Annotated in this window: 11 protein-coding genes and 1 tRNA gene; 1 reads left to right on the forward strand and 11 read right to left on the reverse strand. The window is 64.5% G+C overall.

The window, feature by feature from the left end; translation table 11 throughout:
• The first annotated feature begins 152 nt into the window (after positions 1-152).
• Positions 153-1,328 (forward strand): acetyl-CoA C-acetyltransferase, encoded by a 1,176-nt coding sequence (locus tag KUW00_RS19195; RefSeq protein WP_045992260.1) that lies wholly within the window; start codon positions 153-155, stop codon positions 1,326-1,328.
• 161 nt (positions 1,329-1,489) lie between these two features.
• Here KUW00_RS19195 and KUW00_RS19200 read toward each other — a convergent pair whose 3' ends face one another.
• From KUW00_RS19200 to KUW00_RS19250, 11 genes are all read right to left on the reverse strand, one after another.
• Positions 1,490-3,031 (reverse strand): sodium:solute symporter, encoded by a 1,542-nt coding sequence (locus KUW00_RS19200; RefSeq protein WP_222569899.1) that lies wholly within the window; start codon positions 3,029-3,031, stop codon positions 1,490-1,492.
• Complete coding sequence (locus tag KUW00_RS19205; protein ID WP_222569900.1) at positions 3,024-3,326, reverse strand: hypothetical protein; 303 nt, start codon at positions 3,324-3,326, stop codon at positions 3,024-3,026. The genes KUW00_RS19200 and KUW00_RS19205 overlap by 8 nt, the downstream gene beginning before the upstream one ends.
• A 115-nt stretch (positions 3,327-3,441) precedes the next feature.
• Positions 3,442-4,674 (reverse strand): MFS transporter, encoded by a 1,233-nt coding sequence (locus KUW00_RS19210; protein WP_222569901.1) that lies wholly within the window; start codon positions 4,672-4,674, stop codon positions 3,442-3,444.
• Between the two features lie 109 nt (positions 4,675-4,783).
• Positions 4,784-6,916 (reverse strand): polyribonucleotide nucleotidyltransferase, encoded by a 2,133-nt coding sequence (gene pnp / locus KUW00_RS19215; RefSeq protein ID WP_045992263.1) that lies wholly within the window; start codon positions 6,914-6,916, stop codon positions 4,784-4,786.
• 281 nt (positions 6,917-7,197) lie between these two features.
• On the reverse strand, positions 7,198-7,467 hold the full coding sequence (rpsO, locus tag KUW00_RS19220) for a 30S ribosomal protein S15 (RefSeq protein WP_045992264.1): 270 nt from the start codon (positions 7,465-7,467) through the stop codon (positions 7,198-7,200).
• Between the two features lie 90 nt (positions 7,468-7,557).
• On the reverse strand, positions 7,558-8,511 hold the full coding sequence (truB, locus tag KUW00_RS19225; RefSeq protein ID WP_222516166.1) for a tRNA pseudouridine(55) synthase TruB: 954 nt from the start codon (positions 8,509-8,511) through the stop codon (positions 7,558-7,560).
• Positions 8,511-8,927, reverse strand: coding sequence for a 30S ribosome-binding factor RbfA (gene rbfA / locus KUW00_RS19230; protein ID WP_108131787.1), 417 nt, complete (start codon positions 8,925-8,927; stop codon positions 8,511-8,513). The genes truB and rbfA overlap by 1 nt, the downstream gene beginning before the upstream one ends.
• Before the next feature lie 21 nt (positions 8,928-8,948).
• Entirely contained in the window at positions 8,949-11,486 is a 2,538-nt protein-coding gene (gene infB, locus KUW00_RS19235; protein WP_045992267.1) for a translation initiation factor IF-2, read from the reverse strand.
• Between the two features lie 27 nt (positions 11,487-11,513).
• Positions 11,514-13,007 carry a transcription termination factor NusA gene (gene nusA, locus KUW00_RS19240; protein ID WP_108131788.1) on the reverse strand — a complete coding sequence of 498 codons (1,494 nt, stop codon included), beginning with the start codon at positions 13,005-13,007 and terminating at the stop codon, positions 11,514-11,516.
• Between the two features lie 73 nt (positions 13,008-13,080).
• Positions 13,081-13,542, reverse strand: coding sequence for a ribosome maturation factor RimP (gene rimP, locus KUW00_RS19245; protein ID WP_045992269.1), 462 nt, complete (start codon positions 13,540-13,542; stop codon positions 13,081-13,083).
• A gap of 211 nt (positions 13,543-13,753) precedes the next feature.
• Positions 13,754-13,830: transfer RNA gene (locus KUW00_RS19250), tRNA-Met, on the reverse strand.
• Positions 13,831-13,892 lie beyond the last annotated feature (62 nt).

The following is a 13,892-nucleotide window of genomic DNA, read 5'->3' on the forward strand; positions in this document are numbered from 1 at the left end:
GGTGCTCTATGCGCGATTGACCACAACGGCTCGCGAATTGATCTTGATCGCTATACTAAAGTCCCCCGTCGAAACCGGGCATACAGGGATTGCCGCGTTGCACAAGGCTCCCTATGCTGACGGGACAGCCCCTTAAAGTCAGGAGACACTCCATGCAAGAAGTGGTGATCGTTGCTGCACGCCGTACCGCCGTTGGCGCCTTCGGTGGCTCCCTCGCCGGCATTCCCGCCAGCGACCTTGGCGCCGCCGTGATCAAGGACGTGCTGGCACAGACCGGCGTCAAGCCGGAACAGGTCGACGAGGTCCTGCTGGGGCAGGTGCTGACCGCAGGTGTCGGCCAGAACCCCGCCCGTCAGGCGTCCATCAAGGCAGGCCTGCCCGACGCCGTGCCCGCCATGACCATCAACAAGGTCTGTGGCTCCGGCCTCAAGGCCCTGCATCTGGGCGCCCAGGCGATCATGCTCGGCGACGCCGAGGTGATCATCGCCGGCGGTCAGGAAAACATGTCGGCTTCCCCGCACGTGCTGCCCAATTCACGCAACGGCCAGCGCATGGGTGACTGGAAGGCCATCGATACCATGGTCCATGACGGCCTGTGGGACGCCTTCAACAACTACCATATGGGCATCACCGCCGAGAACCTCGGCGAGAAGTACGGTGTCACCCGCGAGGAGATGGACGCCTTCGCCGCCGCCTCCCAGCAAAAGGCCGCCGCCGCGATCAAGGAAGGCCGCTTCAAGGGCCAGATCGTGCCGATCGAGATTCCCCAGCGCAAGGGCGACCCGGTGGTCTTCGACACCGACGAGAACCCCCGCGAAGTGTCCGCAGAAAAACTCGGCACCATGCGTCCGGCGTTCAAGAAGGACGGCAGCGTGACCGCCGGCAACGCCTCCTCGCTCAACGATGGCGCCGCCGTGGTCATGCTGTGTTCCGCCGAAAAGGCCAAGGAGCTCGGCCTGGAGCCGCTGGCACGCATCAAGGCCTACTCCAACGCCGGCGTCGACCCGGCGATCATGGGCATCGGCCCGGCCCCGGCCACCCGCCGCTGCCTCGAGAAAGCCGGCTGGAGCATCGATGAGCTGGATCTGGTCGAGGCCAACGAGGCCTTCGCCGCCCAGGCCATCTCGGTCAACAAGGAACTCGGCTGGGATACCGACAAGATCAACGTCAACGGCGGTGCCATCGCCCTTGGCCACCCGATCGGCGCCTCCGGCTGCCGCGTGCTGGTGACCCTGGTCCACGAGATGATCGCCCGCGACGCCAAGAAGGGCCTTGCTACCCTGTGTATCGGTGGCGGTCAGGGCGTGGCGCTCGCCATCGAGCGCTGATCGGCGTCTCGACGCCAGAGGGCGCTGACCGACAGGCCCTCGCCAATCAAGCACTTGCGAAGTAAGCACTGCCCAGATAGGCCCCTGCCCAGCAGAGGCCTTTTTCATGCCACTTTGAGCGCCCCCCAGGACGCGCTCGCTGTCGCCTCGGGCGCCAGGGATCACACCCCGTTGTCTACCGCCCTACCTCTTGTCGCTCGACCCTGACGCTCTTCCCGGTGGGCTCCCCACCGCTTTTCCGCCCAGGCCGGCGCCGCCAGTCGGAAGAAGCGCTCGACCACTGATTCATCGGTGGGGGCGCTTGCAAGACTCGTCACGACGAACACCGGCAGGTTGACCAACAGCCCCCAGAAGCCGGCATGGATGCCCAGCGGATGCGGCCACAGGGTGATGCAGGCCACCGTCACCACAAAGCCCGCGAGGATGCCGGCGGTCACGCCGCGAGCGTTGGCCCGGGGCCAGAAGAACATGCCGATGAAAGCTGGCAGCACCTGGGAGGCGAAGCCGAGACCGATCAGCAGGATCATCACCAGACTCCCCGGCTCGGCGATCGCCAGCGGCGCAATCACCAGCGCCATCAAGGGCACGATCAAGCGCTTGGCCCAGCGCCCGGCACGCTCATCGCTGAAGCCTGCCCAGGGCCCGATCACGTCGCGGCTGAGGCTCAGCGCCACCGAGTGGATAAAGGGCTCGGACGAGGACATCGAGGCGGCCAGGGTGCCGGCGCCGAGCAGCCCTACCAGCAGCACTGGCAAGTTGGCCATGGCGTACTCGAGCACCACGGTATCGGCCCGCTCGAGCCCCGGCAGGGCGAAGACGCCGATAAAGCCCACCGTGACCAGCGGCAGGATCACCAGATAGTAGCTGGGCAGCCAGGTGGCAGAGAGCCGTAGGGTGCGCGCCGAGGTAGCGCTCATCCACTGGGTCCACACCGGCGGCATGAACGACAGCATCGAGACGATGATCGAGGTGGTCCAGAAGGCAAAGCTCATGTCGCCACCGGCGCCGGGAAGGGTCAGAAACGCCGGGCGCTCGGCGAGGGCCTGACGGTACACCTCGTCAAATCCCCACTGACCGGTGGCGCTGTGGGTGGCCCACAGACCGACGGACCAGGCCACCGCGAACATCAATATGCCCTGGAAGACGTTGGTACGACCGATGGCCCGCTGTCCGCGCAGGGTGAGATAGACCGCAATGGCGCCCAGCACGATCACCACCCCCAGCCAGATCGGGATGCGCCCACCACTCATCACGTTGAGGATGTAGGCCGAGCCGATGGTCTGCAGCACCGCGTAGGCCAGGGAGCCGATCGCCATCACCAGCGCCGCCAGCGCACCGAGCCCCGGGCTCTGGTAACGATCGGCGATGGCACTGGCCTGGGTAACATGGCCGAAGTGGGCACCGAAGGCCCACACCCGGGGGCCGAAGTACCAGGCCACCAGTGCCAGATAGCCCAGGTAGACCACCACGTAGAACACCGGCACGCCCTTGGCGTAGGCCCAGCCCGGCGCCCCCATGAAGGTGTAGGCACTGACGCTGCCGGCGGCGATCAACAGATACAGCGTCACCGGGCCCATGCTGCGCCCGGCCACGCCCCACTCCTCCAGCGCGTTCGACGAGCGCCCGGCGCGACCGCCCAGGCCGATGACCAGGGCCAGCAGTACGTAGCCAAGGGTCAGACTCAGCGGCAACCACTCACTCATCGTCGACCTCGCCCTCTCCCACCTTTCCGATCCTTGCGCCTTTTTCGCCATTGCCAGCTTGCTCGCCGGCTTCGTCCTGACCCCGATGGAGCAGACGATTGCCCAGCAGCATCGTCAGCGTACAGCCGACCAGGATCAGGTAGCTCCAGGCCACCAGCGCCGGCAGGCCCAGCACCAGCCGCGCCTGATTGACCAGCGCGATCACGGGCCAGATACCCGCAGCAAAGACGGCGACGGCCGCCACCAGCACCAGCCAGCCACGCAGGCTCGCTGGCACAACAAGGGAAGAAGACATCGAGGCTCCTCGACTCACGGTAAGTCCATCATCAAACAACAAGAACGAAAGCGAGCCGAGGTTACCCTCTGCCACGACTCGCCATAAGGGCTGACGCCCTGCGCCATGCCCGGGATCAAGTCCGCGAAGACGTCCCGGGCGGCCTGGTTTCCTGCCGGCTGACCACCCGCGCAGGGGTCACGGCGATCAGCAGCGCCGCCGCCACGAACAGCCCTCCCGCCGCCAGCAGCACCGCCGATAGCCCGAGCGCATCCACCACCTGGCCGCCGGACAAGGCGCCGAGGCCTATCGACAGGTTGAACACGAAGGCCATCATGGCGGTGGCCGCCTCGGGATTGGTGGCCGAGCGCAGGATCCAGGTCTGCAGGCTGACCGAGATACCGCCGAACACCAGCCCCCACAACATCAGCAACACCGTGGCGCTGAACGGGCGGGTACCCAGCCAGGGAAAGGCCAGGGTCGTGGCCGCCAGCACCAAGGGTATCAGCAGCACCGTGAGGTAGGGCCGGCGACCGGCGAGGCTACCGGCAATGAAGTTGCCGGCGAGTCCCGCCGCGCCAAACAGCAGCAGCAGGCGAGAGACATCGCCCAGCGCTACCCCGCCAAGACGCTGCAGGATCGGGCTGACGAAGGTGTAGGCGCCAAAATGGCCGACCACGATAAGCGCGGTCGCCAGGGCGCCGATGCACACGCCGGGCACCCTGAGCTGGCCACCAAGACTCGCCAGTCGCACCGGCTTGCGGGCGGGCAGGCTCGGCAACAGGCGCCACAGCCCGATGCACACCACCACACTCAGGCCGCCAAGAGCGGCGAAGGCGGTGCGCCAGTCACTGACGTCGCCCAGCCAGGTCCCCGCCGGCACCCCCAGCACCGTAGCCGCGGCGACGCCGCTGAAGATCAGCGACATCGCCTGCGGCACCTGCTCGAGCGCCACCAGTCTGCCGGCGAGTCCGCCGGCGATGGCCCAGAAGCCACCGATGCAGCAGCCGATCAGCACCCGGGTGGCCAGCAGCCAGCCAAAGCTGTCCATCAACGCACCGAGGACACTGGCCAGGGCCATCAAGGCCATCAGCCCGGTCAGCAGGTAGCGACGATCGAGGCGCCCCACCGCCACCGGCAACAGCGGCGCGGCGAACGCCGCCACTACGCCGGGCACGGTGATCATCAAACCCGCCTTGCCCTCGCTGACGCCCAGTGAGGAGGAAAGCTGGGACAGGAGCCCGATGGGAAGCTGCTCGGCGGTCACCAGCAGGAAGATGCCGGCCATCACACTGACCACGGCCCACCAGTCGCGGCGACGGGTGGTGGCCTTGGCGGGCACGGCCGAAGAGGAATCGAGTTGCGTCATGTCCATCTCATTACCGCCCGCTGATCGCGCCGACAGGCCGAGATCAGCGGGACACACACAAAAACGCCCCCGTGGCGTCAGCGACGGGGGCGTCAGACACCGAGTGCGATCAGATCTCGGTTTCGGCTTCCTCGGCTTCGAAGGCAGCCTTCTCTTCTTCGGTCATTTCCTTGATCGTCAGCTTGACGCGATTGCGGTTGTCGATGTCGAGCACCTTGACCACGATCTCGTCACCCTCATTGAGGTAGTCACGCACGTCATTGACGCGCTCGGGCACGATCTGGGAGATGTGCACCAGGCCGTCGGTACCCGGCATGATGTTGACGAAGGCGCCGAAGTCGGCGATACGCACCACCTTGCCACGGTACAGCTTGCCGATTTCCGCCTCGGCGGTGATCGCCAGCACGGTATCGATGGCCTTCTTGGCGGCCTTCTTGTCCTCGGCGTAGATGCGCACGGTGCCGTCGTCGTCCAGATCGATGGAGGCGCCGGTGTCGTCGCAGATCTTGCGGATGGTGGCGCCACCCTTGCCGATGACGTCGCGAATCTTGTCCGGGTCGATCTTGATGGTGGCCATGGAGGGCGCGTTGTCGGAGACCTCGGCACGGCTCTCGGCGATCACGGTGTTCATCTGCTCGAGGATGCTGATGCGCGCCTCATGGGCCTGGTTCAGGGCCGTTTCCATGATCTGCTCATCGATACCCTCGATCTTGATGTCCATCTGCAGGGCGGTGACACCCTCGGCGCTGCCGGCTACCTTGAAGTCCATGTCGCCGAGGTGATCCTCGTCGCCGAGGATGTCGGTCAGCACGGCGTAGCCGTCAGCGTCCTTGACCAGGCCCATGGCGATACCCGCTACCGGTGCCTTGATCGGCACGCCGGCGTCCATCAGTGCCAGCGAGGTGCCGCAGACAGAGGCCATGGAGCTGGAGCCGTTGGACTCGGTGATCTCGGAGACCACGCGAATGGTGTAGGGGAAGTCCTCTTCCGCCGGCAGCATGGCCTGGACACCACGACGGGCCAGACGACCGTGGCCGATCTCGCGACGCTTGGGACCGCCCATGAAGCCAGCCTCGCCCACCGAGTACGGAGGGAAGTTGTAGTGCAGCAGGAAGCGGTCCTTGCGCTCACCTTCCAGCGACTCGATCAGCTGGGAGTCACGCAGGGTGCCCAGGGTCGCGACCACCACCGCCTGGGTCTCGCCACGGGTGAAGATGGCGCTGCCGTGGGTCTTGGGCAGGGTGCCGGCCTCGATGGCCAGCGGACGCACGGTCTTGTGGTCACGGCCGTCGATACGCGGCTCGCCCTTGATCACGCGGGCACGTACCACGCGCTTCTCGAGACCGGCGAAGGCGCCTTCGACCTCGGAGGCCTCGAACTTGCCGTCTTCTTCACCGGCCAGCTTCTCGACGGCCTCGGCCTTGAGTGCGGACAGGGCATCCTGGCGCTGCATCTTGTCGGTGATGCGGTAGGCTTCGCCGACCTTGGCTTCGAAGCCCTGGGCCAGGGCTTCCTTGAGCGCGGTATTCTCGGCGGCGGGCTGCCACTCCCACTTGGCCTTGCCGGCCTCGGCGGTCAGCTCGTTGATCGCCTGGATGACGGTCTGCATCTCCTGGTGGCCGAACAGCACGGCACCCAGCATCTCGTCCTCGAGCAGCTCTTCGGCCTCGGACTCGACCATCAGCACGGCCTTCTCGGTACCGGCCACGACCATGTTCAGCTCGGAGCCGCCGAGCTCCTCGACGGTCGGGTTGAGGAAGTAGCCACGCTCTTCATTGAAGCCCACGCGAGCGGCACCGATGGGACCATTGAAGGGCACGCCGGAAATCGCCAGCGCCGCCGAGGTGCCGATCATCGCGGCGATGTCCGGATCGTGGTTGCGATCGGTGGACAGCACGGTACAGATGACCTGGACTTCGTTCATGAAGCCCTTGGGGAACAGCGGACGGATCGGACGGTCGATCAGTCGCGAGGTGAGGGTTTCCTTCTCGGTGGGACGCCCTTCACGCTTGAAGAAGCCGCCGGGAATCTTGCCGACCGCGTAGGTCTTTTCCTGGTAGTGGACAGACAACGGGAAGAAAGGCTGGCTCGGGTTGGCCTCCTTTCTGGCCACCACGGTGCACAGCACCACGGTGTCGTCCATGGTGACCATCACGGCACCGGTGGCCTGGCGGGCGATGCGCCCGGTTTCCAGGGTGACGGTGCTGCGACCGTACTGAAACGTCTTCTTGACCGGATTCACGGCGACTTCCTTTACTTTTCGATGTTTGGGTCGTTTTTGACTCGGCGACTATTTTAGGGGGTCAAGCCCGTGAGGGCCACCACAAAGGTCAAGGGAGTTTCAAGTGGCCGCCGCTGCCTGCCGCGACCGCGCACAACGCTGTACCACCAACGACAACGGGCAGCCCCGTGGGGCTGCCCGTTGTCTGACGCCGCTTCCCGAAGGAAGCCTTGTCGCGCTTGCTGCTCGTGCGTCCTGGCGACACTGGCCCAGAACGCTGAATCAGCTTTGGCTCTACCGTCTTAGCGACGCAGACCCAGACGCTGGATCAGGGACTGATAGCGCTCGAAGTCCTTGCGCTTGAGGTAGTCAAGCAGCTTGCGGCGCTGGTTGACCATGCGGATCAGGCCACGACGGGAGTGGTGATCCTGCTTGTTGGTCTTGAAGTGATCCTGCAGGCCGTTGATGTTGGCGCTGAGCAGGGCCACCTGAACCTCGGGGGAACCGGTGTCGCTGTCACCACGGCCGTATTCGTTGACGATTTCGGCCTTCTGTTCGGCGGTAAGTGCCATCTGTCTCTCCAGTAAGCAATATGCCTGAATGATGAATGTCGGAGACCACGCATATTTGCAGTCTCCAGCTGCCGCAACCCCTTGAGGGGGTCAGTCTTGCCCTGAGCCCGCGACGAACGTGCTCAGAAGGCGCCGGGGCACGATATCCCCGGTAGGCTCGACCAGACCGAGACCGATAAAGGACTCACCCTGATAGAGGCGATACAACGACTCCTCGGCCATGGCCGAATCGCCGCCCTCGAGCTCACCGCGTGCCGGGCGTCCAAAGCGCAGGGCCTGGACACCTGCCTCACTGAGGCGATGAGCCGGGAGGTGTTGAAGCAGACTGTCGATCGGTGCCAGGCGCGCTTGGCGCTGGCCGTCGTCCTGGGCCTCGAGCGTGTCGAAATCGACCATGCCGTCGGCATCGAAGGGGCCGGTCTTCAGCCGTCTGAGCTGCGAGATATGCCCTTCGCAACCCAGCGCCTTGGCCATGTCCTCGGCCAGCGTACGCACATAGGTGCCTTTGCTGACCCGGACCTCCAGGTCGAATCCTGGGGACTCGCCCTCGAGGCTGGCGGAAAGTAGCCGAGCATCATACACCCTTATCCGCCGGGTTGCACGATCTACGCTTTTGCCCTCTCGCGCCAGTTCGTAGAGCTTGCGCCCCTGGTGCTTGAGCGCGGAATACATCGGCGGCAGTTGATCCTGCTCGCCGATGAAATTCGCCACTACCGACGCGACGTCGCTGTGCTCCAGCGCCGGCACCGGCGCCTCGGCGATGACCTCGCCTTCGGCGTCACCGGTATCGGTGCTCTGCCCGAGCTCGACCCGGGTGCGGTACACCTTGTCGGCTTCGAGCAGCTGGTTGGAAAACTTGGTGGCCTCGCCGAACAGCACCGGCAGAAGTCCTGTCGCCATGGGATCCAGGGTACCGGTATGACCGGCCTTCTGGGCCTGGTACAGGCGCCTCGCCCGTTGCAGTGCAAAGTTGCTGGACATGCCCTTGGGCTTGTCCAGCAGCAGTACACCATCGATCGGCAGTCCTCGACGACGACGGGCCATCAGTCCTTGGCCCCGTCCTCGCCGCTGTCGTTCTCGTCATCCCCCTCGGGTTGGCGAGAGCGATCGCTGGCCACCGCCTCTTCGATCAACGATGACAGGTGCTGACCACGCACCACGCTTTCGTCATAGTGAAAGCGCAGTTCCGGTACGTGACGCAGCTTGATGCGACGCGCCACCTGGCTACGCAGAAAACCGCCGGCGCGCTTGAGCACCTTGAGGTTTTCCTTGATCCGTTCCGGGTCCTGCTCACCCAGCAGGGTGATGTGGACGTCGGCGTAGCCGAGGTCACGACTGACCTCGACCCCGCTCACGGTGACCATCCCCAGGCGCGGGTCCTTGACCTCGCGCTGGATCAGGACCGCCAGCTCCTTCTGGAGCTGGTCGGCCACTCGGTCGGTACGCTTGAATTCGCGCATGGATGACGACTCCTCGAACGCTTACAGCGTGCGCTCGACCTTGACCTGGTCAAAGACCTCGATCTTGTCGTTGACCTGGACATCGTTGTAGTTCTTCACCCCGATGCCACACTCCATGCCGTTGCGCACTTCCTGGACGTCGTCCTTGAAGCGGCGCAGCGACTCGAGCTCGCCTTCGTAGATGACCACGTTGTCGCGCAGCACGCGGATCTTCTTGTTACGGAAGACCGTACCCTCGACCACCATGCAGCCAGCCACGGCACCGATCTTGGGCGCGCGGAAGACGTCACGGACCTCGGCGATACCGACGATCTCTTCCTTCCACTCAGGCTCGAGCATGCCGCTCATGGCCTGCTTGACCTCGTCGATCAGGTGGTAGATGACGCTGTAGTAGCGCAGCTCCAGACCTTCACGCTCGATGATCTCGCGGGCGGCCGCATCGGCACGCACGTTGAAGCCGACCACGATGGCCTCACTGGCCAGTGCCAGGTTGGCATCGGTACCGGTGATACCGCCAACGCCGGAGGACACCACGGACACCTGCACCTCGTCGGTGGACAGCTCCTCGAGGGCGCCCTTGATCGCTTCCAGGGAACCCTGGACGTCGGCCTTGAGCACGATGTTGACCTTGGCGGCCTCGCTCTGGCCCATCTGGGAGAACATGTTCTCCAGCTTGGCCTTCTGCTGGCGTGCCAGGCGAATCTCGCGGTACTTGCCCTGGCGGAAGTTGGCGACTTCACGCGCCTTCTTCTCGTCGGCCACGACCATGAAGTCGTCACCGGCTTCCGGGGTGCCATCGAGACCCTGGATCTCCACCGGCATGGCGGGACCCACGGCGTCGACCTGCTTGCCGAGTTCGTTGGTCAGGGCACGCACACGGCCGTAGTGCAGACCGGCCAGCACGATGTCGCCCTTCTTCAGGGTACCGTTCTGGACCAGCACGGTGGCCACCGGGCCGCGACCCTTGTCGAGGCGAGACTCGACCACCACACCCTTGCCGGGTGCGCTCGGGACCGCCTTGAGCTCGAGCACCTCGGAGACCAGGTGAACGGCTTCCAGCAGCTCCTCGATGCCTTCACCAGACTTGGCGGAGACGTGGACGAACTGGGTGTCGCCACCCCACTCCTCGGAAATCACGCCGTGCTGGGACAGCTCATTCTTGACCCGGTCGGGATCGGCTTCCGGCTTGTCGATCTTGTTGACCGCGACCACCATCGGCACTTCGGCAGCCTTGGAGTGCTCCACCGCCTCGATGGTCTGGGGCATGACGCCGTCGTCGGCCGCCACCACCAGGATGACCACGTCGGTGGCCTTGGCACCACGGGCACGCATGGCGGTAAACGCCGCGTGACCAGGGGTGTCGAGGAAGGTCACACCATCGCTGTCGTCCTCGACGTGGTAGGCACCGATGTGCTGGGTGATACCGCCGGCTTCACCGGTGGCCACCTTGGCACGACGAATGTAGTCGAGCAGCGAGGTCTTGCCGTGGTCGACGTGACCCATGACCGTGACCACCGGAGAGCGGGTGATTTCCTCGCCCTCGTAGGAGATGGCTTCGAGCACTTCGGTCTCGAGGGCATCGTCCTTGACCAGCTTGGGCGTGTGGCCCATTTCTTCCACCACGATAGCCGCGGTGTCCTGGTCGATGGTCTGGTTGATGGTCACCGCGGCGCCCATGGTGAACATGGCCTTGATGACCTCGTTGGCCTTGATCGACATCTTGTCGGCCAGTTCGGCCACCGAGATGGACTCGGGGATCGAGACTTCACGCACGATCGGCTGGGTCGGCTTCTGGAAGCCATGCTTGCCGTTGCCCTGGCTGCCGCCACGACGGCTGCCACGGCGCTCGGCGCGCTTGGCCTTCTTGCCACCGCCACGACGACGCTCTTCGCGGTCGCTGCGATCGTCGTCGTCACGCTCGCCACGGCCTTTCTTGCCGGTCTTGGCGGCGGCCTTCTTGACGGCGGCACGACGCACGTCGCCACGACCTTCCTTGGGCGGCGCCGGCGGCTCGTCGCCAGCCGGGGCAGAGGTGTCGAGCTCGGGCACCGGAATGTCGGGCACGACGGCGGCCTCTTCGGCCTCGCGCTTGGCCTTGGCGGCCTGCTCGGCGTCCTGGCTCGCCTTCTGCTCGGCGCGCTGCTTGGCTTCTTCGGCCTCCTGGGCCTCGCGACGTGCACGGGAATCGGCCATGTCGCCGACCAGCTGACGCGGACCGTGGTCCTCGACCGGCGCCGGGGCTTCTTCCTGGGCCTCGTCACGCTTGACGTAGGTGCGCTTCTTGCGGACCTGGACCTCGATGGTCTTGCCGCGCTCGCTGGTCTTGATCTTGCTGCGCGTCTTGCGGGTCAGGGTGATGCGATTGCGCGCAGCCGCGCCCACACCGCTGCCACCGCCATGGCTCTTGGTCAGAAAGTCCAACAGCTTGCGCTTGTCTTCCTCGGACACGGCGTCGGCTTCCGACTTGTGCTCGAGTCCGGCTTCTTTCATCTGTTCCAGCAGACGGGGCACTTCACGCCCCACCTTCGCTGCAAAATCCTTAACGGTCATCTCTGACATTACGACCCTCCTCAGCCCGTGACCCTGTTACTGTTCGCTCTCGAACCAAGGCGCACGGGCGGTCATGATCAATGCCGCGGCGCGCTCTTCGTCCACCTCTTCGATGTCCACCAGATCATCGACAGACTGTTCAGCCAGATCTTCCATGGTCTTGATGCCACGGCTGGCCAGGATGAAGGCCAGATGGCGCTCCATTCCGTCCATCTCCAGCAGATCATCCGCCGGCTGGGCTCCGTCCAGTTCCTCCTCGGAGGCAATGGCCAGGTTCAAGAGCTCGTCCTTGGCGCGAGCTCGAAGCTCCTCGATGAGGTCTTCGTCGAACTCTTCGATTTCCAGCATTTCCTCGACCGGTACGTAGGCCACCTCTTCAAGCGAGGTGAAACCTTCCTCGACCAGCAGCCGAGCGACATCATCATCGATGTCCAGGTGCTGAACGAAGTGCTCGACCAGACTGTCGATTTCCTGGTCGCGCTTGGCCTCGGCGTCGGCTTCGGTCATGACGTTGATACGCCAGCCGGTCAGCTCGGACGCGAGACGCACGTTCTGGCCACTACGGCCGATGGCCTGGGCCAGGTTGTCCTCGGCGACGGCCACGTCCATGGCGTGGGCATCCTCATCCACCAGGATGGAGGCGACGTCGGCCGGGGCCATGGCGTTGATCACCAGCTGTGCGGGATTGTCGTCCCACAGCACGATGTCGACGCGTTCGTTCTGCAGCTCGGAGGACACCGCCTGCACGCGTGAACCGCGCATGCCGACGCAAGCGCCCACCGGGTCGATGCGACGGTCGTTGGTCTTGACCGCGATCTTGGCCCGGGAGCCCGGATCACGCGCCGCACCCTTGATCTCGATAAGCTGCTCGGCGATCTCGGGAACCTCGATCTTGAACAGCTCAATGATCATCTGCGGGTTGGTGCGCGACAGGATCAACTGGGCGCCACGCGCCTCGGCGTCGACCTTGACCAGCAGTGCGCGCACCCGCTCGTTCATGCGGTAGCGCTCACCGGGGATCATCTCGCTGCGCGGCAGGAAGGCCTCGGCGTTGTCGCCCAGGTCAATGATCAGGCCGTCACGTGTCGTCTTCTTGACGATACCCGCGACCAGTTCACCTTCACGCTCGGCATAGATGCGCACGACCTCGGCACGCTCGGCCTCGCGCACCTTCTGCACGATGACCTGCTTGGCGGTCTGGGCGGCGATACGACCGAAGGCCGCATTCTCGATGCGCTCCTCGACCACGTCACCCAGGCCCAGCGGCGGATCCCGCTTTTCGGCGAAGGTCAGCTTGATCTCGGCGTCGGGTCCGTCGAAGTCATCGTCCTCGACCACCACCCAGCGGCGGAAGGTCTCGTACTCACCGGTCATCCGGTCGATGTGTACGCGGACGCTGGCTTCCTCATCCTCGAAGCGCTTGCGCGAGGCACTGGCCAGCGCCGCCTCGACGGCTTCGAAGATGACCTCGCGGGGGACACCCTTCTCGTTGGAGATCGCGTCAACGACCGCCAGAATTTCTTTACTCATGCCTTAAAGCCTCGCCAAAAAACCGATCCTTGTTCTCTCTTGTCGCGCATCAGTCGTCGCGCATCAGTGAGCGTCACTCGTCAAACTGAGGAACCACCCGCGCCTGATCGATGCCGTCGATCGGAAAGCAGTATTCCTCACCGTCGATCTGCACCAGCACCTCGTCACCCTCGGTTCCGGCGAGCACGCCCTGGAACTTGCGCCGACCCTCGAAGGGAGCGCGCAGCTTCAGAGCCACGTGATGGCCAGCGTAACGGGAGAACTGATCGAGACGGAACAGCGGACGATCCATCCCGGGCGAAGACACCTCGAGACGGTACTCCCCGGCGATGGGATCCTCGACATCCATGATGGCGCTGACCTGTCGACTGATATCGGCACAGTTGTCGACACTGACGCCATCGGCGTGATCGATGTAAATCACCAGACGGGAATGTTTTCCCTGGGACAGATAGTCGATACCCCAGAGCTCGAACCCCATGGCCGTTACCACCGGTTCGATCAACGCATTGAGCGCAGCATCTTTGGTCGCCACGAATGAAAGCTCCTACAGCCGTTGCATCAGCACCTGGCCGGGAGTGAACAGGAAAGTCAGGTGGCTGATTGGCGTTCGCGCCGCCGGGCGAGCCCCGGCAAGCTGCTAACAAAAAGCCCCTTCACAGGAAGGGGCTTTTTCCAAGAAACCTGTCACCATCTGGCAGAAATTCGCATGCCCCTTGAGGATACCTGCATGCCTGCCAAGAAGATGGTAGCGGGGACCGGATTTGAACCGATGACCTTCGGGTTATGAGCCCGACGAGCTACCAGACTGCTCCACCCCGCATCAATCTAGGCCGGTGAGTATACTGCGCCTTGACCAGGGCGTCAAGGCATTTCACCGAACCG

Source organism: Halomonas sp. DP5N14-9, assembly GCF_019802175.1.
Classification (GTDB): Bacteria; Pseudomonadota; Gammaproteobacteria; order Pseudomonadales; family Halomonadaceae; genus Halomonas; species Halomonas litopenaei.

What these genes read in the sequence shown, in the direction of transcription:
- KUW00_RS19195 (WP_045992260.1), top strand. Translation starts at nt 153, where the DNA reads ATGCAAGAAGTGGTGATCGTTGCTGCACGCCGTACCGCCGTTGGCGCC.
- KUW00_RS19200 (WP_222569899.1), bottom strand. Translation starts at nt 3,031, where the DNA reads ATGAGTGAGTGGTTGCCGCTGAGTCTGACCCTTGGCTACGTACTGCTG.
- KUW00_RS19205 (WP_222569900.1), bottom strand. Translation starts at nt 3,326, where the DNA reads ATGTCTTCTTCCCTTGTTGTGCCAGCGAGCCTGCGTGGCTGGCTGGTG.
- KUW00_RS19210 (WP_222569901.1), bottom strand. Translation starts at nt 4,674, where the DNA reads ATGACGCAACTCGATTCCTCTTCGGCCGTGCCCGCCAAGGCCACCACC.
- rpsO (WP_045992264.1), bottom strand. Translation starts at nt 7,467, where the DNA reads ATGGCACTTACCGCCGAACAGAAGGCCGAAATCGTCAACGAATACGGC.
- truB (WP_222516166.1), bottom strand. Translation starts at nt 8,511, where the DNA reads ATGGCCCGTCGTCGTCGAGGACTGCCGATCGATGGTGTACTGCTGCTG.
- rbfA (WP_108131787.1), bottom strand. Translation starts at nt 8,927, where the DNA reads ATGCGCGAATTCAAGCGTACCGACCGAGTGGCCGACCAGCTCCAGAAG.
- infB (WP_045992267.1), bottom strand. Translation starts at nt 11,486, where the DNA reads ATGTCAGAGATGACCGTTAAGGATTTTGCAGCGAAGGTGGGGCGTGAA.
- nusA (WP_108131788.1), bottom strand. Translation starts at nt 13,007, where the DNA reads ATGAGTAAAGAAATTCTGGCGGTCGTTGACGCGATCTCCAACGAGAAG.